Consider the following 19,947-nt stretch of genomic DNA (forward strand, 5'->3'; position numbering starts at 1 on the left):
GACCTTTTTTTGTGCGCGGTGCCTCAGATCGGGCAGCCCCCCATTTTTTCTTCTTCGCTCAGGGTATCCAGCTGCAGGATGTTCAGCATGCTGTTAGCGATCTCCCGTTCGCCCATCACCACCTGATTGGCGCCGCGATCGGTGATGTAGGCCACCTCGTCGTCGTAGTGGGCGCGGGCGATGATCTCGATGTTCGGCCGCTTGGCGCGCGCCGAGGCGACGATCTCGCCGGCCTCATAGCCGTTCGGGATGGTCAGCAGCAGCCAGCGTGCGCAGTCGAGCCGCGCCAGATCCATCACTTCCGGATTGGCGGCGTTGCCCAGCACCGTCTTGATACCCTGCTCGCGCAGCGCTTCCACCCGCGGGCGGGAGTTCTCGATCACCACCAACGGAATGCCCGCCTCGGCCAGTTTGCCGCCCAGCAGGCTGCCGACGCGGCCGTAGCCGACCACCAGCGCATGGTTGCACATGTCCACCGGGATCTGCTTCTCTTCTTCCACCGCCTCTTCGAGAATTTGCTCTTCGATGGTTTCGGTTTTGGCCAGATAGCGCTCCAGCAGGGTGAACAGCAGCGGGTTGAGCATGATCGACAAAATGGCGCCGGCCAGCACCAGATTGCGCCCGTGTTCCGACATCATGCCCAGCGCGATGCCGAGGCCTGCCAGAATAAAGGCGAACTCGCCGATCTGCGCCAGGCTGGCGGAGATGGTCAGCGCGGTGCGCTTGGAGTGACCGAACATTTTCACCAACAGGAACGCGGCGGCGGATTTGCCGAACACGATGATCGCCAGCGTCGCCAGCACCGCCAGCGGTTCGTTAATCACAATCATCGGATCGAACAGCATGCCAACCGAGACGAAGAACAGCACCGCGAACGCGTCGCGCAGCGGCAGGGTGTCGTGCGCCGCGCGGTGGCTCAGCTCGGACTCGTTCAGCACCATGCCGGCGAAGAAGGCGCCCAGCGCGAAGGAGACGTCGAACAGCTTCACCGCGCCGTAGGCGATGCCAAGCGCCAGCGCCAATACCGCCAGGGTGAACAGCTCGCGCGAGCCGGTGCTGGCGGTTTTCGACAGGATCCACGGCACCAGGCGGCGGCCGACCACGATCATCAACGCGATGAAGGCGATGACCTTACCGATGGTCAGCGCCAGTTCCATCAGCAGTTGGCTGCTGCTGGCGTTGTCGTTGCCCAGCATGTTGCCGAAGGCGGGCAGTAATACCAGCGTCAGCACCATCGCCAAATCTTCGACGATCAGCCAGCCGATGGCGATTTGCCCGCGCTGGCTGTCGATCAATTGCCTCTCCTCCAGCGCGCGCAACAGCACCACGGTGCTGGCGGTGGAGAGACAGAGGCCGAACACCAGGCCGGAGATCAGATCCCAGCCGAGCAGCTTGGACAGCCCCATGCCGAGCAGGGTAGCGACGGCTATCTGCGCCACGGCGCCGGGTATGGCGATAGATTTTACTGCGAGGAGGTCTTTCAAAGAGAAGTGCAGGCCAACACCGAACATCAACAGGATAACGCCGATTTCCGCCAGTTCCGGCGCCAGTGAGGTATCGGCGACGAAACCGGGGGTGAACGGGCCGGCGAGCACCCCTGCGGCCAGATACCCCACCAGGGGTGAGATGCGCAGGCGGTTCGCCAGCATACCGAGGAGGAAGGCGAGTACTAACCCTCCGACGATGGTGGTGATGAGCGGTGTTGAATTATGCATCCATACTCCTTCTGGCTATGCATCGCGGCACGGGAGAAACGCAACAAAGTTACGAAAAGATACATTTAGTTTATTGCATTTGTTCGCGGCTTGCTTGGCTAATTTGGCCTTTTTTGTAAAAAAGCAGAGGATTTCGCTTAAGGCGCGGCAATGAGGGAGTTTTGTGCCAGATAAACCAAATAACATTGATTTATCCGTAGGATAACCCGGATGAATAAATACTTTCATCCGGGCAGTTCGCGGGGTTATTGCGGTTTATGCTCCATATTGGGCAGTAGCGCGGTAATAATGCCGATCAGCGGCAGGAAAGCACAGATTTGGTAGACCAGCTCGATACTGGTCAAATCCGCGACATAACCAAGAACTGCCGCGCCTAACCCGCCCATACCGAAAGCAAAACCGAAGAATAAACCGGAAACCATGCCGACTTTACCGGGGATCAGCTCCTGTGCGTAGACCAGGATGGCGGAGAAAGCGGAGGCGAGAATAACCCCGATGATCACCGTCAAAATGCCGGTCCAGTACAGGGATGCATGGGGTAAAATAAGCGTAAATGGCGCTGCACCAAGGATTGAGCCCCAAATAACGTATTTTCTCCCTATCTTGTCGCCAAGGGGCCCGCCGATGATGGTTCCAGCGGCCACCGCAAACAGGAAGGCGAACAGGTGAATTTGCGCATTCTGCACCGAAACGCCGAACTTATGTATCAGATAAAAGGTGTAATAGCTGCTGATACTGGCCAGATAGAAGTATTTAGAGAAAATCAGCACCAGCAGAATGCCCAGCGAGTAGGCGACGGTACGTTTTGGCAACGGTTTCAGCATTGCGGGGCTTTTCGGCTGCCCTTTCGCCGCCCGATGCTGATGTTGGTACCACTTGCTGACCTGCAGCAATACCACGATCGCCAGCAGCGCCGCCAGCGTGAACCAGGCGACGTTGCCTTTGCCGTAAGGCGCGATGATCAGCGCGGCCAGCAGCGGGCCGAGCGAGCTGCCGAAGTTGCCGCCGACCTGGAACAGCGACTGCGCCAGGCCGTGTCGTCCGCCGGAGGCCATGCGCGCCACGCGCGAGGATTCCGGGTGGAATACCGATGAGCCGGTGCCCACCAGCGCCGCCGCCAGCAGCACCAGCGGGAAGGTGTTCGCCACCGACAGCAGCAGCAGGCCGGACAGGGTAAAGCCCATGCCGATAGGCAGTGAGTAAGGCTGCGGGTGTTTATCGGTGTAATAGCCGATCAGCGGTTGCAGCAGGGAAGCCGTTAGCTGATAGGTCAGGGTGATCATACCGATCTGCACGAAGCTGAGGTGGAAATCGGCTTGCAGGATCGGATAAATCGCCAGGATCAGCGACTGGATCATATCGTTGAGCAGGTGAGACACGCTGATGGCGCCAAGGATGGAGAAAGCGGTCCTCTTTACCGTACTGCCCTTGGCGGGCGGCATCGCGCTTTGGCTACTGTCGGTCATATTATTATTAGCCTGATAAGTTGTTGAGCACAGAGATGACATCTTAGGCAGGGCGTTCAATTTTTACCATATCTGAAATAATCAGACTCACATCGCAAAAAATTGAAATCAGCTGTCATTAATTCGCGCTACAATTTCGCCCTCATCATAAAAGCCATTTAATACACGGAGATCCGCCATGCGTTTTTCGCTGAAAACCACCGCATGCGCGTTGGCCGTATCCCTGACGCTGCTGTCGGGGGCCGCCAGTGCCTGGGAAAAGGATAAGACCTACGCCATCACCATTCTGCATACCAACGATCATCACGGTCACTTCTGGCAGAACGATCACGGTGAATACGGTCTGGGCGCGCAGAAAACCCTGGTGGACGGCATTCGCCGCGAAGTGGCGGCGCAGGGCGGCAGCGTGCTGTTGCTGTCCGGCGGCGATATCAACACCGGCGTGCCGGAATCGGATCTGCAGGACGCCGAGCCGGACTTCCGCGGCATGAACCTGGTGGGTTACGACGCGATGGCGATCGGCAACCACGAATTCGACAACCCGCTGAGCGTGCTGCGCCAGCAGGAGAAGTGGGCGACCTTCCCGCTCTTGTCCGCCAACATCTACCAGAAAAGCACAGGCCAGCGCCTGTTCAAGCCTTACGCCTTGTTCGACAAACAGGGCATCAAGATTGCCGTGATCGGCCTGACGACCGACGACACCGCCAAGATAGGCAATCCGGAGTACTTCACCGACATGGAGTTCCGCGTGCCGGCGCAGGAAGCGAAGCAGGTGGTGGAGCAACTGCGCAAGGACGAGAAGCCGGACGTGATCATCGCCGCCACCCATATGGGGCACTACGACAACGGCGAGCATGGCTCTAACGCGCCGGGCGACGTGGAGATGGCGCGCAGCCTGCCGGCGGGATATCTCGACATGATCGTCGGCGGCCACTCGCAGGATCCGGTGTGCATGGCCGGCGACAACCGCAAACAGGCGGATTATGTGCCGGGCACGCCATGCTCGCCGGATCGTCAGAACGGCACCTGGATCGTGCAGGCGCACGAGTGGGGCAAATACGTCGGGCGCGCCGATTTCGAATTCCGCAACGGCGAGCTGAAGCTGGTGCATTATCAGCTGATCCCGGTGAACCTGAAGAAGAAGGTGGAGAAAGCCGACGGCACCAGCGAGCGCGTGTACTACACCCAGCAGATTGCGGAAGATCCGACCATGATGAAGCTGCTGACGCCGTTCCAGGATAAGGGCAAGGCGCAGCTGGGCGTGAAGATCGGCAGCGTCAACGGCAAGCTTGAAGGCGATCGCAGCAAGGTGCGCTTCGTGCAGACCAACCTGGCGCGGGTGATGCTGGCGGCGCAGAGGGAGCGCGCCGACGCCGACTTCGCCGTGATGAGCGGCGGCGGGGTGCGCGATTCGATTGAAAGCGGCGATATCACCTACAAGAACGTGCTCAAGGTGCAGCCGTTCGGCAACACGCTGGTGCATGTCGATATGAAAGGCCGCGAGGTTGAACAGTATCTGGCGGTGGTGGCCAACATGAAGCCGGATTCCGGCGCCTATGCCCAGTTCGCCAACGTCAGCCTGGTGGCGGACGGCAAGGGCGTCAGCGAGGTGAAGATCAACGGCCAGCCGCTGCAGGCGGATAAAACTTACCGCATGGCGACGCTGAACTTCAACGCGCTGGGCGGCGACGGCTATCCGAAGCTGGACGGGCTGCCGAGCTACGTCAACACCGGCTTTATCGATGCCGAAGTGCTGAAGCAGTACATCGAGAAACACTCGCCGCTGGATGCGGCGGCCTACGAGCCGAAGGGCGAAATCGTCTATCGCTAGGGGCGTCGCGGAACGGCGCTCTCGCTTGTCGCGGGGGCGCCGTTCCCCCCTCGCTTTTCTCCACTGCATCAACGCCTTTTGTCAGCGTTGCCGTTTTAAACGGCGTCTTACTTTCTTCTCTCCATATACGCCCTCGGCGGGCAGCCCGCCATATTCTTGAAAAAAGTGGCGAAGGCGCTGTCGCTGGAAAACGCCAGCCGACCGGCGACGTCGGATTGGCTCAGCCCTGCGGCCAGCATCTCTATCGCTTTGATCAGGCGCCATTGCTGACGCCATTGTTGATAACCGAGCCCGGTTTCACGGCGGAAAATCCGGCTGATGGTTTTCTCGGAAGCGCCGCTATAGCGCGATAACTCGTGCAGCGGCGGAAGCATGTCCAGATTGGCCAGATGGCGCAGGCGGCGGTCGCTGGGCAGCGGCAGCAGCGTCAGTTCGCGCGGCGCGGCGGCGATCTCGTCCAGGCAGACCGCCAGAATATTGGCGTAAGGCCCATGCCGCCAGTCGGTGTCGAAGGCGGCGAACGCGATGCGTTCCAACACCTCGCGCAGCAGCGGCGAGGCTGTCAGTACGGCAAGCTGCGCAGGCAGACAGGCATAGCGATCGGCGTCGAGATAAAGCGAACGGTAACCGACGACGCCGTTGACCTGAACGCGGTGAGCCACCTGCGGCGGGATCCAGGCGACTCTGCCCGGCGGCAGCATGCAGATGCTTTGGTTGAGCGTGATGCGCATGCTGCCTTGCTGACAGAACAGCAACTGCCCCCTGTCATGCCAATGCGTGCCCGAGTCGTGCTGCGCCAGTTCGGCGGCGATCCCGAGCACCCCGTTGTCGAGCGTATCCGGATTAAAACTGTCCTGCGCCTGAAGCCACGCCATAGTCTGTCCGATTTTGTAAATTTATTGTCTTTTATATTGTAATCGGCGCTGGGACCAGATGCTACCTTGTGCAGCCTATTCTTGGCTACAGGATCTGTTATGCAACGTAAACTGACGCTGACGTTGGCGACGTCGATGATGATGTTTCCCCAGGTGGTGGAGACCATCTACAGCCCTGCATTGACGCATATTGCGCACGGTTTCCGGGTCAGTGCGGAAATGGCGGCGCAAACGCTCTCTTGTTACTTTTTCGCCTTTGCGCTGGGCGTGGTGGTATGGGGACGGATGTGCGACGTCATCGGACGCCGCCCCACCATTTTGGCCGGGCTGACGCTCTATCTGCTGGCTTCTCTCGTTGCGCTGTTCAGCGGCAGCTTCAGCGTACTGCTGGCCGCGCGGGTGCTGGCCGCCTTTGGCGCGGCGGTCGGTTCGGTCGGGACGCAAACGGCGATTCGCGATCGCTTCGACGGTTATGAATTGGCGCGGGTGTTCTCGGTGATGGGGATCGCCATGGCGATCAGCCCGGCGGTTGGCGTGTTGAGCGGCGCAGTGCTGACTCACTATTGGGGCTATCAGGGGGTGTTCGGCGGTTTGGCGCTGTTGGCGGCGCTGTTGCTGGGCTATGCCGGTTGGCAACTGCCGGAGACGCGTCCGCAGCAGGTGGTGAAGAATTCATTTTTCGGCACGCTGGGACGGATGGTCAAGGACGGGGATATTTGGCTCAGCGCGCTGTTGGTGGCGTTGTTCAATATTTGCATGTTCAGCTATTACCAGCTGGCGCCATTCCACTTCTCGGCGTTGGCGCTGCCGGCACAGTGGTTCGGTTATACCGGTTTGGTGTTGGCGGCCGGGGTGGGTATCGGCGCGGCGATCAACAAGTTTTTGATCGGCAAGCACTGGCTTTTCCCCGCGCTGTTGATGCTGGCCTGCGGATTATCGCTGACCGGCGGCCTGCTGGTACTGCTGCTGGAAGGGACCTTGTGGTTCGTTCTGCCGATGATGCTGGTGGTGATGGCGTACGGCATCGCCATTCCCAATATTCTGGCGCGCGCGCTGCGCCATTATAAAGACTGCATGGGCACCGCCGGCGCCATCCTTGGCCTGATGTATTACCTGATGCTCGGCGGTGGCTTGGTGTTGGCGGGGCTGTCGCAGCACCTGGGCGCCGTGCTGTCGCTCTGCAGCCTCTGCGTGCTGCTGTTGGCGTGGCGGGTGGTGCACAACGAGCGTCGTTTGGCGATGCCTGAGAGTGAAAACGCCTGACGGCTATATGCTGGCCGGTTCACTCAGGTGGCCTGCCAGCAACTGGTGAATGCCGGCTATCACGGCGTCGCGCTGCGTGGTGATATACATATGCCCGCCGGCAAAAGTGCGCTGCTGAAAATCGCCTTGCGCGATCCGGCGCCAGTCGAGCAAATCCTGCCGATCGATCAGCTCGTCGTTTTCACCATAAAACATCGCCAGCGGGGCGGGGTAACCCGGTTGCTCAGGGAAAAGCAATTGGCTGGACAGCATCAGATCGGCACGGATCAGCGGCAGATAGTAATCGAGCAGCGCGCTGTCGCCGATGAGCGACGCATCCAGACCCTCGCCGGCACATAGCGCGTTCAACAAAGCGGCACGCGGCATTCTCAGCAACGAACTGTGGCGCGCCAGGAAGGGCGATGAACTGGCGGAAATGATCAACTGCAGCGGCGGCTGAGGCAGCGCCGTCGCTAACGCCAGCGCAACCCGTCCGCCAAGACTGTGGCCGAAAAAGATCAGCGGTTTGTCCTGCAGTGGTTGCAGTGCCGGCATCAGTTGATTGATGAGTGATTGGGGGTGACAGAGCGGCGCTTCGTTTGCCCGCTCCTCTCGACCGGGGTATTGCACGGCATAGAGTTCGATGTCCTGATGCAACGAGGGGCTCCACCCCTGAAAGGCTGTGGCGCCGGCGCCGGCATGAGGAAAAGCGATCAGCCGCAGGCTGCCCTGGCGCCCTGGCGTCAGCGGTTTCAAGCTGCGTGGGGCGTTGGGGAAGTGGGTGCAATGCATGGCGAAATCCGTATTTTCAGGGGGCCAAGGAAGCCTTAGCTTCCTTGGCGTTAAGGAACGTATTCAGTTGATGGCGTTCCACAATTCATCGAAGATCGGCGTGAACAGCGTAGATTTCAGATAGTCTGAACCCGATGAACCGCCGGTACCTTTCCGCTGCCCGATAGTACGTTCCACCAGTTTCACATGGCGGTAACGCCACTCCTGCAGCAGTGAATCCAAATCCAGCAGTTGATTGAGCAGCAGCGACTCGCAGCTCGAACGCGTCAGCGATTGCCTGATGATGTCGTCGAAGCCTTGCGCCGCCTGATTGGGCTGATCATTGAGACGCATCAGATGGCCGCGTATTGCCTGCCATAGTGAAACCGGTTGGATGATAGCCGCCAATCGGCGCTGTGCCTCTTCATCACCCTGATACTGCTGTAGTTTTTTCGGATTTTCCTTGCCGAGCAGCGCTTCTATGCCGGCGAACTGGTAGGATTGAAAACCGCTGGCGGTGCCGAGATAGCTGCGAAAACGCTGGAATTCGTGAAACTTCAGCGTGCAAATCACGGCGATCTGATTCACCACGGTTTGGGTAATGGCATTGACGCGCGTCATCGTTTCGATCGCCGCCGGTATATCTCCTTCTTCGATCTGCGCGATCGCCAGATGAAGCTCATCGATCAACTGCTTGAACCAGAGCTCGTAGGTTTGATGAGTGATGATAAACAAGTTTTCATTGCGGTGTTCCGCAGACGGCGAGGCTGGCTGTTGCAGCGACAGCAGCTGGTTTAGCTGCAGATAGCTGGCGTAATTCATGATGTCACTTTCCCTGTAGAAAACGAAAATAAGATGGGCCGGCTGGGAAGGGCATCCCCGCTCAGATCCGGCAGTTGAATGGTCAGAAAATAGTGTCCCGCCGTGGCCTGCGCGGGAACCTGAATCAGCTCGGTCACGGAGGCGTATTTGCGCCCTTCTTGCGGCCTGTCGGGGGCCTCAAGCCCCCAAAAACGTCGATGGTTGTCCATGCGTCCGCCGTCGTAGAGACGGTCGATCGACGGAATGTCCACCAACAGATGCTGGACGCCGAGTTCGACGATGCGCGCCAAGGCTTGATGGCTGAAGTAGGGCGCGCAGGACGCGGCGCGGAATTCGCTCGGTGCCTCGACCGCAATCACCAAAGCCTGCAGGTAGTCGCCCGACAACGGCGCCAACGCGTCATCGAGCGCCGCCCGGGTAATCAGCCAATCTTCACAGGCAGCGCTGGCGTTATAGCTCTCCGCGGTCGCGTCCGCTCGCTGCGGCCTGATGCGAATCAGGGTGGCGGCGATGAACGGTTCAAGCGGCAAGTCAGCCACGTTGCGCGTTTCAGGAAGAATATGGCCGATGCATTCGGTGTGCGTACCATGGCAGTGCGGCACCAGGCTGATGCGCTCGGCGTTGCAGACCCCGCCATGACGCACGCTGGCGACGGTATCGCCGTAACTCAGCGGCGCCGAGTCGGCGGGGGCCACACCATAAAGGTTGGTTGGGTTATCGGCGAAGTCCAGCCTGGCCGAGAGCCGCAGCGGCTCTCGGTGGTCAAGGTGATGACAACGCCCTTGGTGGTACACCTCAATGCGTTTCATCGGCGACCTCGGCAGTTTTGCTCAAGGCCAGCGCGGTAAGTTCGCGGATCTGGCTGTGCATGATGAATTCGCGGATAGTCAGCGAGACGCCCATCTGTTGACGAATGGCGTGCAGCAGCTGCGGGATCTGCAGTGAATTTCCACCCAGGCTGAAGAAGCTGTCGCAGACGCTGATCTGCGTCTGTGACAATACTTGTTGCCAGATATGCTGCATGGCGCTTTCCGCCTCGTTGGCCGCGGGCGTGTAGTCCGCTTCGGAAGCCGAGTAGCGGGTTTCCGGCGCCGGTAGCCGACGGATGTCGATTTTGTTGTTGTTGGTGAGCGGGAAGGCCGACAGCACCACAAAACCGGACGGGATCATGATATTCGGCAAACGGGCTTTCAGCGCCGTGCGTACCGCTTTTTCATTCAGCTCTTCGCCCGACGTTAACTGCAGGTAGCTGACGATGCGGGCCTGCTGGCCTTCACCGACAATTAAACTGAGTGACCGCTCGATATTGTCGAGGGACGATAGACTGAGATCGATTTCGCTCAACTCAATACGGTGGCCGCGAATTTTGACCTGGTGATCGTTCCGGCCGAGATACTCCAGCTGCCCCTGTCGATTAAAACGCACAATGTCGCCGGTGCGGTACATATAGCGCTCGGCGCCGAACGCCTGACGCCGTAGAAAGACCTTATCGCTCAGCGTCGGATTGCGCCAATACCCCGGCGATACCCCTGCGCCGCCCAGCCACAGCTCACCAAATGCGCCGCTTGGCAGCGGGTTGCCGGCCTGATCCATGACCAGAACCTCAGTCGCCTGGATCGGCGTGCCGATACAGTCGCTTGCGCCTTCGTGAGTCAGATCGGCGCAGGTCGACCAGATGGTGGTTTCCGTCGGGCCATACACCTGCAGCACCCGTGTCGCGATGCGTCGCAATTGCGTCAACAGGGCCGCCGGCATTTTCTCGCCGCCGCATAGCACGGTCAGGGGGCGTTGGCTCGCCGCCGGCAGGTGGTGGACGATGGTACTCCAGACGGTAGGTGTTGCTTGAATCACGCTGGGCTGCTGTCGCTCGATAAAGTGATACAGCTTGACCGGATCCATGGCGGTTTCTCGTGGACACAGCGTGACGTGCGCGCCGCCGGCCAGCGAGCAGAACAGTTCCAACCCAAAAATATCGAAACTGATGCTGGTCAGGCTGAGCACCTTATCGCGCGCGCTCAGCGCCAGCCGCCCGACGAAGTCGTTGGTGAAATTGTTCAGGTTGCCATGCGTGATCATCACCCCTTTGGGGTTACCGGTTGAGCCTGAGGTGTACATGATGTAGGCCAGCGTATCGTCGGCTGGGATCGGCAACGCGTCGGCCGCTGCAGGATGAGAAACCAGCGAGTCGAAACCGACGGCGGGACTGGCCCAACCTTGCTCTGGCTCACCATCGGTCACCAGCAACCGGGCTTGCGCGTTCTCGATCATGTAGCTCACGCGGTCGGCCGGGTAGTGTACGTCAATCGGCACGTAGTGTTTGCCGGCTCTCAGCACGCCGAGCAGGAGCACGGCGACGTGGCAACTTTTCTCCATCATGACGCCGACCGAGAAAGGCCGGCTGTCGATGCGCAGCAATGCATGCGCGACGCGCTCAGACTGCGCCCACAGCTGACGGTAGCTGTACTGTTGCCGTTCGCAGCTGACGGCGAGGCTGTCAGGCTGAGTATGTGCCAACCGGCCAATGTGCATCAGCAGCGAGTCACGTGAACCTGCGTCGGCGTTGACGGCCAACTGTTGCAGCCACTGTTGTTCCCGTTCGCATAGCGGGTTGAGGGCAAGCTGCGCCGTATTGGCCGGCAGGGTGAGCAGTTGCCGCAGCGTTTGCTGATAGTTGTCCAACAGCATTTGCATGCTGGCGGGATAAAACAGTTCGCTGGCGTAATCGAGCTCGATGGTGACGGCGTCCTGTTCCACACTGAAGTTCCAGGTCATATCGAACATCGAGAAGCCGGACGAAAGCGGCAAGCGATGCAGCGTGCAATCGCGCAGGTTTTGTTGGCATACGTCACCGGCGTTCTGCAGGATAGCCATGATCTGGAATAACGGATTTTTATTCGACATCCGTTCGTATTCGATCTGGTGCAAGATCCGGTCGAAGGAGAGCTGCTGATGCTGGTAGGCGCCGATGCAGGTTTCCATCATGTTACCGATCAGTCCGGCCAGGGTGTCCTGTTCGCTCAGTTGGATACGCAGCGGTACGGTATTGACGTGGAAGCCGCTGACCTGCGCCTGATCCAGGTTGTCCCGCGCTGCGATGGCGGTGCCGATGACGATATCCTGCTGCTGGGTATAACGGCTGAGCAGCAAACTTAATGCCGCGCAGAGCAAGGCGAAAGGCGTGGCGCCCAGCGCTTTGCCCCGTGACGCCAGCAGACCGGCCACGTCAGGCTGCAGCTGATAATGGATGCGCTCTCCGGCGTGCGTCGGCATTAGCGGGCGCGGTTTATCCAGCGGGAAGTCCAGTTCGCGGCAGTCTTGCAGTTGCTGTTGCCAATAAGCAACATCCGCCGGCGCGGGTGACGCGATGCCGCTATTGACGATGTCGATAGTTTGAATCTGCGGTTGCGGTGCGTCTAAGCCGTGGTGATCGTCGAGCTCGTTATAGCGCTGCCACAGATCGTTAAGGATCAGTTGTTCGCTCCAGGCATCGGTAATAATGTTGTGTTTTACCCAAATCAAAACATGGTGCTGCTGATGATACTGGACCAGCCGAAGCACCAGCGGCGGGCGAGCGGTGATGTCGAAAGGCGTGGCACACAGTTGGCGCACCCACTTTTCTGCCGACAGCGTTTGGCCGTCCACCCAGTGATCGGCAAGGCGAATCGGGGTATGTGGTTCTGCCAACTGATAGGCGACACCGTCGGTTTCGGTGAAACGAGTGCGCAGGCTTTCATGTTTTTCATAAATAAAATTGATCGCCTGCTCAAAGCGGCCCAGATCAAGCGGGCCCTGGATGTCTATCGCCAGCGGCAGGTTGTAACTGCAGTCGTCAGGATTCAATGCGCTCAGGTACCAAAGCAGGTTCTGCTGTGGGCTGAGCGGCGCGCGGCGTTCGTCGCAGATCGCGATGGCGCGCTCCGCGGCAACGGCCTTATTCTCGATATATTCGGCCAGTTTGCGCACCGTATTGTGGCGGAACAGATCGGCGATGCTCAGATGGCAGCAAAGATCGCGTGCGACGAGCGCCACGATTTTGCTCATGGTCAGCGAGTGCGCGCCCAGGTTGATGAACTCCTGGGTGACGTCGGCTTGCGGACAACCGATCGCGTTGGCCACGATGCGCTCGAGAATGGCCTCCGTTTCGGTTTCCGGCGGCGTCAGGCGCTCATTCCGCTCATCCAGTGGCCAGTTTTCCAACTGTTGGCGGGCGATCTTGCCATTGATGGTCAGCGGCAGCGCCGGCAAGAAAATAAAGACGCTGGGGATCGCGGCGGGGTGGAGCAGTGTGACCAACGCGTGGCGCAGCGCGTCGATCGTCAGCTCAGGCGAAGCGGGTTGCACGAAGGCGGCGAGAATTTTGCCCGAGGGCTGGCTGCGAGCGACCACGCAGGCGCTTTCAACCAGTGGATGACTGCGGACGGCACTTTCCACTTCTCCCATCTCGATGCGCACTCCGCGTATCTTCACCTGGTGATCACGGCGGCCGACGAAAATAATGTTGCCCTGTTCGTCCCATTTGGCGATGTCGCCGGTTCGATAAAGACGCTCTTCGGCCGCCATATACGGCAGCCGACAGATAATGAACTTCTCTGCGCTCAGCGCCTCTTGATGCAGGTAACCGTGCGCCAGGCCGCTGCCGGCGATGCACAGTTCGCCCTCGAAACCGACCGGCAGTGGATTATGGTGGAGATCAAGGATGTGGCAACGGTAGTTTTTCAGCGGTTTGCCAATGCAGTTCCAGGGAACGCCGGGACGATACTCGCACAGCGAAGTGGCAATGGAAGCCTCGGTCGGCCCGTAACCGTTGCACAATCGGGTGCGCTCGGCCCACCAGGCGACGACGTCTGCAGGCGGGGCATCTCCCATGACGATCATCGTCCGCAGTCCCGGCCACATTTCGCGGGGCAACAATTCCAGAATTGCCGGCGTAATAGTGATATGGCCGATATCGTGTTGAGTCAGATAGTCGTGCAGCGCGCCGACATCGGTATGCAGCTCCGAGGGCGCAAGATAAAGCGTCGCGCCGCTGACTAACGCGCCATAGACGTCCCAGCCGAAGGCGTCGAAACCCAGCGAGGCGATGGCCAGCACGCGGCTGCCTTGCGCCAGTCCAATGAAATCGCGGTGGTTTTGCGCCACGTTGCTCAGGCCTTCCCGCCCGATCATGACGCCTTTGGGCTTGCCTGTCGTTCCGGAGGTATAGCAGACGTAGGCCAGAGCGTCTCGCGATTGAGGGAGTTGCTCCGCATGGATGTTCAGCGAACGGTAATCAATGCTTGATGGCGCAATGCATGGCGCGTCGCCGGAGTGCAACGGCGAGTCGGCCAAAATCAGCGCGGGCTGTACGTCGTCAAGAATGCTTTGATTGCGCGCCGCTGGCGCCTGCGGGTCGAGCAGCACATAGGTTTTATTGCTTTTCAGTATCCCCAACAGCACGATCAGCAGCGTCGCTGACTTGTCCATCGAGACGGCGACGACCGAACTGGCGGCGCCGCTGTGTTCAAGCAGCCAACAGGCAAACTGATCCGAGGCGCGATCGATTTCGCCATAGCTGTATGTCTGGCCATCGGCATGCAGCGCGGCCTGTTGCGGATGAGCGGCGGCGGCGTGGCGGAACAAAGCGATGACGTCGTGCGCCAGGAGCTCGGCATCGTCGGTTGCGTTGAATTGGCTCAGGCGATGTAACGTGTGAGGTTGAGTAACAATGGGCGCGGCGATGGGATCGGCCGGATCTGCCAATAGCGCGTCAAGATAGTCGGTGAACGAGTTGAAACGCATGTCGTCGCCATACAGGGTAAGCTGAGTGCCGTCACCGCAAGCCGCTACGTCGACCATCACTCGTGGCTGGGCATAGCGTCCCTGTTTGAGCGCGCCGGTTTCATTAAAGAAGAAATGTTGCAGCTGTGCGGGGGACGTGATGTCCGCTACCGGCACCGTATGGAAGTCGGCGCCGGGTTGCCAGGTGAGATGGCAGAGATCGCTGCCGCAACGTCCCTGCATCTGATCGCCAAGACGTTCCATCAGCAATGCGGTCAATTCGCGCATGCGCGTCGGTGATTCGGCATAGTATTTACGCGCCAAGCGGTAGGGAAGTTCTTGTACCGGCGGTATACCGCCACGCGACAGCTCGACCACAATGTCGACAAGCCTTTCCTGCAGCAGGGGAAGTTGGGCGTCAGCGGCCATATCCGACAGCGCATCGCACAGATAAGCGGCCTGGCCGGCGGAGCTAAAGTACAGAGAGAAGTGTTCTTGGTTTTGCAGGGTGTCAATGTCGTTAATATTTTTTTTATTGGTTGCGAGCGTCAGCAGATTTTTTCCCTGCTGTTGCAGTCGTCGTATTGTTTCAGCGTTATTTTCAGTGGTGATAATAAGGTCGAGCTTTTCGGTTGGGCGGTGTTCGAGACTGATAAAGCTAACCTGATGGCCGTATTCCTGGATTTCGTCGGTTAATAATTTACCGCAGGCGCTGTCGCCGAAATAGCCAATATGAAGTAATTCCATTTTTGCTTCCTGAGAATAATGGTTTCCCTTGCGGAATATCAAAGGTGCTGGATTTTTATACCGGTTAATTAGATTTTTGCATGCAGCGCATCGGCGATAGGCAAATCAGCCAGAATGCCCGATTTATTCAGCGCCACCAACATTTGCTCCGTGACGATATTATTGGTTTCCCACGGTTTAACATGCGTTGCTGGATAAGTGTCTGCGATGATGTCGATAATTTCCGCTTCTGTCAGTCCGAGTTGGCGCAACATGCAGGCGCTGAAATCTTTGGCGATAGCGTCGGTTGCGTAGCCTTCCAGGAAAGCCAAAATCGGTTGTTGCAACGCTTGCTTGGTGGCCGCGTCGCTGTGGCGCCAGATATGGCTCAGCACCTGCTGTGAGAAGCGGGCATGGCGGCCTTCATCCGCAACGTGATCTTTCATCACCAGATAGAAGGTCGGGAAGATATCTTCGTTGTTGATCACATCGATCAGATCGGTCGTCAGCGCCTGTTCCGACAGGGACACGCAAACCAGTCGCAGCAGCTCGCGCAGCCGTTCGTCGCCCATTGCCAACGATTGCGCCAGGGCATAGGAGGCCTCGGTATCTTTTGGCATCGGCAGCGGCGCAATGGACGTCATCTGCTCTACCTGATTGATCAGATCCAGCGCCACCAGGGCGTGATAGGACTCATCCACGACCACGGTCAGCGCGTCTAAGCGCATTTCAAGCGGAAAGTCTACGCCGACCGCGTTTTTGTAGAGCTTGTAACTGGAATCATTGATGATATCCAACTCGATGTTGGCGATGCCATTCAGGTAATGGTAGAGGGTTTGTACCTGAATATAGCGCAAGGCTTGTTCACCGAGCGCGGCAACGCGCGGATGGAGGCACAGCGGCAGACGTTCGAGGGGGAAGAAAAGGGTTGATTGGCTGTCCTGTTCGTTGAGAAGGCGACGCGGGCGGGAGCGGACAATCGCGGCGCGATCCCATTTTTTCAACGTGGTTTCAATGAGGCTCATCGGTTAATCCTTATTAATAGAGTTCTATTTCAATATCCGATTGTGAATAGGCGCAGCAGGCCAGAATAATATTCTCTTCTAACTCCTCTTCGCATAAGGCACTCTGTTTTTCATGGCGTATATTTCCGCTGATTAGAAGTAATTTGCAACAGCCGCACCTCCCCTTTCGGCATAGGTTGGGAATGTCGATATTTAATCTTTCAAAGTTTTCAAGCAGCGACGTTTCAGGACAAAAGTCACCGATGCCCGCGCCATCAAAAATAACTTGATGACCATCGGGCCCTGTATTTGCAGACATGGCGTGTTATTCCCTATGGAAGTCAGTGAGTGAGATCACATTTTAAAATTCATATAAGTAAATTGTTATTAATAATAGGTTGTGAGTTTTAATGGGGAGTAACGATAGCTTTGGCTTTGTTTATTGTCAACACGACACATTAAAAACATTAACATTATATTAAAGGTTGTTTCACATAATATAGTTCATATTCAAACTTTATTGCCTGGATTGTTTAGCAATTCTTATTATTGCTTGTTTTATAATATCAATAGGCAAAAATCGTTGTTCAGTGAATGGAAAACAGGACGTCGCCGCCTTCCAATGATAGCCTGAGCGACAATTTGGTTTTGATAACGCAAACAGGAAGATGACATGTTGAAAACCGCAGGCTGGCTGCTGCCCGCCATCGTGGCGCTGGCGGGGTGTTCGTCATCCGGCGAACGTCATGGACAAACCCTCAGCCAGGCGCTGGCGGCCCTCGGCCAGGACAAGGCGTTGGCCGGGGCGTCGAACGGCGTGATGGTGCGCGATGCCGACAGCGGCAAGGTGCTGTATCAGGCGCACGCGGAGCAGCGTTTGGCGCCGGCTTCCAATATGAAGATCTTCACTTCTTTGGCGGCGTTCGGCGTGCTGGGGGCGGATTACCGGTTTGAAACCCGGCTGCTGACCGCCGGCGAGCAGCGCGGCGACACGTTGCGGGGGGATCTCTATCTGCAGGGCAGCGGCGATCCGACGCTGCATCCGGACGATCTCGACACCTTCGCCGCGGCGCTGGCGCAGCGCGGCATCCGTCATATACAGGGGCGGTTGTTGCTGGACGCCGGCGCCTTCGATCAAACTCCATTCGGCACCGGCTGGAGCTGGGACGATGAACCCTTCGCCTTCGCTGCGCCGATCTCGGCGCTGAACTACGCCTTTACCCCCGGCGGCGATATCAACGTGGTGCAGGTGGATGTGCGGCCGGGCGCTCGCGCCGGCGCGCCGGGACGGGCGAGCTTCTATCCCGCCAATGACGCGGTGACGCTGGTCAATCGCACCACCACCGGCAGTGACACCGCGCTGACGTACGAGCGCCGGCCGGGCAGCAACCGGATCGTGGTCAGCGGCACCATCGCCGCACAGGCGGAGGCCAGCACGCGATTGATTACCGTCGATCAACCGGCCCTCGTCGTCGGCGCTTTATTGCAACATGCTCTGCGCGCGCACGGCATCACCCTGCGCGGCAACGCTGAAGAGGGCGTGACGCCGGCCGGTGCACAGCTGCTGGCGCAAAAAACCTCGCCGCCGCTCTCCCGCCTGGTCGTCACCTTCCTGAAAGTGTCCAATAACGGCTACGGCGAGATATTGACCAAGGCGATGGGCCGCAAGACGCAGGGCAAAGGGGATTGGGCCGCCGGCCTTCAGGCGATAAACGGATTTGTGCAAAGCCAGGGCATCGCGGCCGACGCGTATCGCCAGGTGGACGGTTCAGGGCTGTCGCGCATGAACCAGATCACGCCGCAACAGCTGACGACGCTGCTGCTGGCGGCCAGAAAACAGCCGTGGTTCGCCGACTGGTATCGCGCCTTGCCCGTCGCGGGCGAGCCGGGGTTGCTGGTGGGCGGCACGCTGCGTAACCGCATGGTGAAAAGCGCGGCGGCGGGGCGCGCTCACGCCAAGAGCGGTTCCATGACCGGCGTATCGTCGCTCAGCGGCTATGTTGATTCGGCGACCGGGCGGCCGCTGGCGTTCGCCATCATCAGCAATAACTATCTGGTGCCCGGCGCGCAGGTGAAGGCGTTGGAGGACCGCCTGGTGGAAACGCTGGCGGCCTGTGACGCCACGGTGGTGTGCCGCTGAGTACGCGGCGTCAGTCACGTTTGGCGATGTCGGCGAAGCTGCCGGCCAGCAGGCGGCACAGATCGGCGGCGGCCAGCTCAATATCCAGCCCGCGTTTGCCGCCGGAAACGTAAATGGTGGCGAACGCTTGCGCCGGGCTGTCGATCACCGTCGGCAGCCGTTTTTTCTGCCCCAGCGGGCTGATGCCGCCCACCAGATAGCCGGTGACGCGCTGCGCCAGCTGCGGATCGGCCATCTCGGCCTTTTTGGCGCTGAGGGCGCGGGCAACCTTTTTCAGATCCAACTGGGTTGCGACCGGCGTGACCGCCACTGCCAGGTGTTTGGCGTCGCCGTTCAGCGCCACCAGCAAGGTTTTGTAAACCCGATCGGCATCCAGCCCCAGCTTTCTCACCGCCTCATCGCCGAAGTTGGTTTCGTCGCTGTCGTGGTGATAAGGATGGAGGGTGAAGGCGATCTTTTGTTTCTCAAGCAGAACGACTGCGGGCGTCATGATGTGTTGTCCAAAATGTCCCCGGCGGGGAAAGGGTGATAACCAGCCTTAAAAATACAAAAATCCAACCAGCCCGGCAACCTGAGCGGCTGTTACATAAAGCGGGTTGCCAAGATATTCACCGGGTTGCTACCCTGTTTACTGTAACCGTTAACACGGTTGCTATGCGTATAACTAGAATACAAGAAATTCCTCTTTGACTGGCCAATAGCGATATTGGCCACTTTTTTACCCCTGCGGCTGCAGCATCGCCGGCAGGTTATCCTCGCCATACAGGTGCAATGCGCCAACCGCCACCACATAGTCTCCGGCCGGCAGCGCCTCCAGCTGACGCCGCCAGTCGCGATTGCGCTGATGCATCAGCACGTCGTAAAGCCCGGCGCTGAAGGTGGCCGGCAGCGTGTCCAGCGTACCGCGCGGTTTGGCGTCCAGCCACCAGCTCACCATGGTTTGCAGCAGCCGCGCGTTGGTATGCCAATGCTCCAGCGTATCGCGCAGCAGCGCGATGCCGCCTTCCGGCAGCTGTTCCAGCAGCGCCAACTGCTGCTGCGCCCCCTCGAGTTCGATCACCGGTTTGTCCTGCGCTCTGGCGGCCTGCAGCAGCTGATAATCTACGCCGTACTCTGCGCGCAGCCCCAGACGCTGAGCCTGCCGCGCCTGCATCATCAGCGCCACCTGCCAGCCGGGCAGGGTGGCGAAGGCGTGCGGATCGGCGCCCAGTTCGTGGCACAGCGCCAGCAGCTGTTGATATTCTTCGGCGGACAGGCGCTGTTCCAGCTCCGGCTGTTGCTCTGCGTGGTCGAAAGGGGAGGCGGCGCCGGTGATATCGGCTTCGACGATCAGCGCGTCGGCCTGTTGCAGCCGGGCGGCCAGCCGGGGCGGCAGCGGCGACATATCGACGGTGCCCATATGGATGCTGCCCACCAGATGGAGCCGACGCTCGCCCGGCAGAGTGATGTCCAGCGCCGGATAAGCGTAACTTTTGGGCGAGATCAGGCCGAGAAAGGCGGCGAGGCGGCGTAACAGTTGACCCATACGGCGTGGCTCCTGAATAACGGGTGCGCGTTTTCGCGTGCAAGGCGAGGGAAAATCGTCATTCATGCTAAAC

General features: G+C 59.1%; 14 protein-coding genes. 3 read left to right on the forward strand and 11 right to left on the reverse strand.

Translation table 11 applies throughout. The features are described 5' to 3' along the window. Window positions 1-23: 23 nt before the first annotated feature. On the reverse strand, window positions 24-1,715 hold the full coding sequence (gene ybaL, locus SERRSCBI_RS05225; RefSeq protein ID WP_004940247.1) for a YbaL family putative K(+) efflux transporter: 1,692 nt from the start codon (window positions 1,713-1,715) through the stop codon (window positions 24-26). A gap of 245 nt (window positions 1,716-1,960) precedes the next feature. Next, window positions 1,961-3,181 carry an MFS transporter gene (locus SERRSCBI_RS05230; protein ID WP_033651115.1) on the reverse strand — a complete coding sequence of 407 codons (1,221 nt, stop codon included), beginning with the start codon at window positions 3,179-3,181 and terminating at the stop codon, window positions 1,961-1,963. A 178-nt stretch (window positions 3,182-3,359) separates the two neighbouring features. On the opposite strand from SERRSCBI_RS05230, the gene ushA reads away from it, so the two are divergent. Beyond that, window positions 3,360-5,012, forward strand: coding sequence for a bifunctional UDP-sugar hydrolase/5'-nucleotidase UshA (ushA, locus tag SERRSCBI_RS05235; RefSeq protein ID WP_033651116.1), 1,653 nt, complete (start codon window positions 3,360-3,362; stop codon window positions 5,010-5,012). Window positions 5,013-5,119: 107 nt separating this feature from the next. Here ushA and SERRSCBI_RS05240 read toward each other — a convergent pair whose 3' ends face one another. Continuing rightward, window positions 5,120-5,887 carry a helix-turn-helix domain-containing protein gene (locus SERRSCBI_RS05240; protein WP_042783810.1) on the reverse strand — a complete coding sequence of 256 codons (768 nt, stop codon included), beginning with the start codon at window positions 5,885-5,887 and terminating at the stop codon, window positions 5,120-5,122. A 99-nt stretch (window positions 5,888-5,986) separates the two neighbouring features. Here SERRSCBI_RS05240 and SERRSCBI_RS05245 point away from each other — a divergent pair, with 99 nt between their 5' ends. Next, complete coding sequence (locus SERRSCBI_RS05245) at window positions 5,987-7,150, forward strand: multidrug effflux MFS transporter (protein ID WP_042783811.1); 1,164 nt, start codon at window positions 5,987-5,989, stop codon at window positions 7,148-7,150. A gap of 3 nt (window positions 7,151-7,153) precedes the next feature. On the opposite strand, the gene SERRSCBI_RS05250 is transcribed toward SERRSCBI_RS05245, so the two are convergent. From SERRSCBI_RS05250 to SERRSCBI_RS23965, 6 genes are all read right to left on the reverse strand, one after another. Then, on the reverse strand, window positions 7,154-7,921 hold the full coding sequence (locus SERRSCBI_RS05250) for a thioesterase II family protein (protein WP_084587947.1): 768 nt from the start codon (window positions 7,919-7,921) through the stop codon (window positions 7,154-7,156). A gap of 63 nt (window positions 7,922-7,984) precedes the next feature. Then, complete coding sequence (locus tag SERRSCBI_RS05260) at window positions 7,985-8,722, reverse strand: tryptophan 2,3-dioxygenase family protein (protein ID WP_042783814.1); 738 nt, start codon at window positions 8,720-8,722, stop codon at window positions 7,985-7,987. After that, window positions 8,719-9,531 (reverse strand): cyclase family protein, encoded by an 813-nt coding sequence (locus SERRSCBI_RS05265; protein WP_042783815.1) that lies wholly within the window; start codon window positions 9,529-9,531, stop codon window positions 8,719-8,721. Before SERRSCBI_RS05265 ends, SERRSCBI_RS05260 begins: the two co-directional genes overlap by 4 nt. Then, complete coding sequence (locus SERRSCBI_RS05270; RefSeq protein ID WP_042783816.1) at window positions 9,518-15,226, reverse strand: non-ribosomal peptide synthetase; 5,709 nt, start codon at window positions 15,224-15,226, stop codon at window positions 9,518-9,520. The genes SERRSCBI_RS05265 and SERRSCBI_RS05270 overlap by 14 nt, the downstream gene beginning before the upstream one ends. A gap of 68 nt (window positions 15,227-15,294) precedes the next feature. Further along, the gene (locus SERRSCBI_RS05275; RefSeq protein ID WP_033651120.1) at window positions 15,295-16,230 is read right to left on the reverse strand and encodes a diiron oxygenase; all 936 of its coding nucleotides are present in this window, start codon (window positions 16,228-16,230) and stop codon (window positions 15,295-15,297) included. 13 nt (window positions 16,231-16,243) lie between these two features. After that, the gene (locus SERRSCBI_RS23965) at window positions 16,244-16,528 is read right to left on the reverse strand and encodes a 2Fe-2S iron-sulfur cluster binding domain-containing protein (protein ID WP_071845084.1); all 285 of its coding nucleotides are present in this window, start codon (window positions 16,526-16,528) and stop codon (window positions 16,244-16,246) included. 354 nt (window positions 16,529-16,882) lie between these two features. On the opposite strand from SERRSCBI_RS23965, the gene dacB reads away from it, so the two are divergent. Next, the gene (gene dacB / locus SERRSCBI_RS05280) at window positions 16,883-18,349 is read left to right on the forward strand and encodes a D-alanyl-D-alanine carboxypeptidase/D-alanyl-D-alanine-endopeptidase (protein ID WP_042783817.1); all 1,467 of its coding nucleotides are present in this window, start codon (window positions 16,883-16,885) and stop codon (window positions 18,347-18,349) included. 10 nt (window positions 18,350-18,359) lie between these two features. On the opposite strand, the gene ybaK is transcribed toward dacB, so the two are convergent. Continuing rightward, entirely contained in the window at window positions 18,360-18,839 is a 480-nt protein-coding gene (gene ybaK / locus SERRSCBI_RS05285) for a Cys-tRNA(Pro)/Cys-tRNA(Cys) deacylase YbaK (protein ID WP_042783818.1), read from the reverse strand. A gap of 228 nt (window positions 18,840-19,067) precedes the next feature. Beyond that, a complete protein-coding gene (locus SERRSCBI_RS05290; protein ID WP_033641125.1) occupies window positions 19,068-19,874 on the reverse strand; it encodes a TraB/GumN family protein in 807 nt (268 codons plus the stop codon). Window positions 19,875-19,947: the final 73 nt, after the last annotated feature.

The organism is Serratia sp. SCBI, from assembly GCF_000747565.1.
GTDB lineage: Bacteria > Pseudomonadota > Gammaproteobacteria > Enterobacterales > Enterobacteriaceae > Serratia > Serratia ureilytica.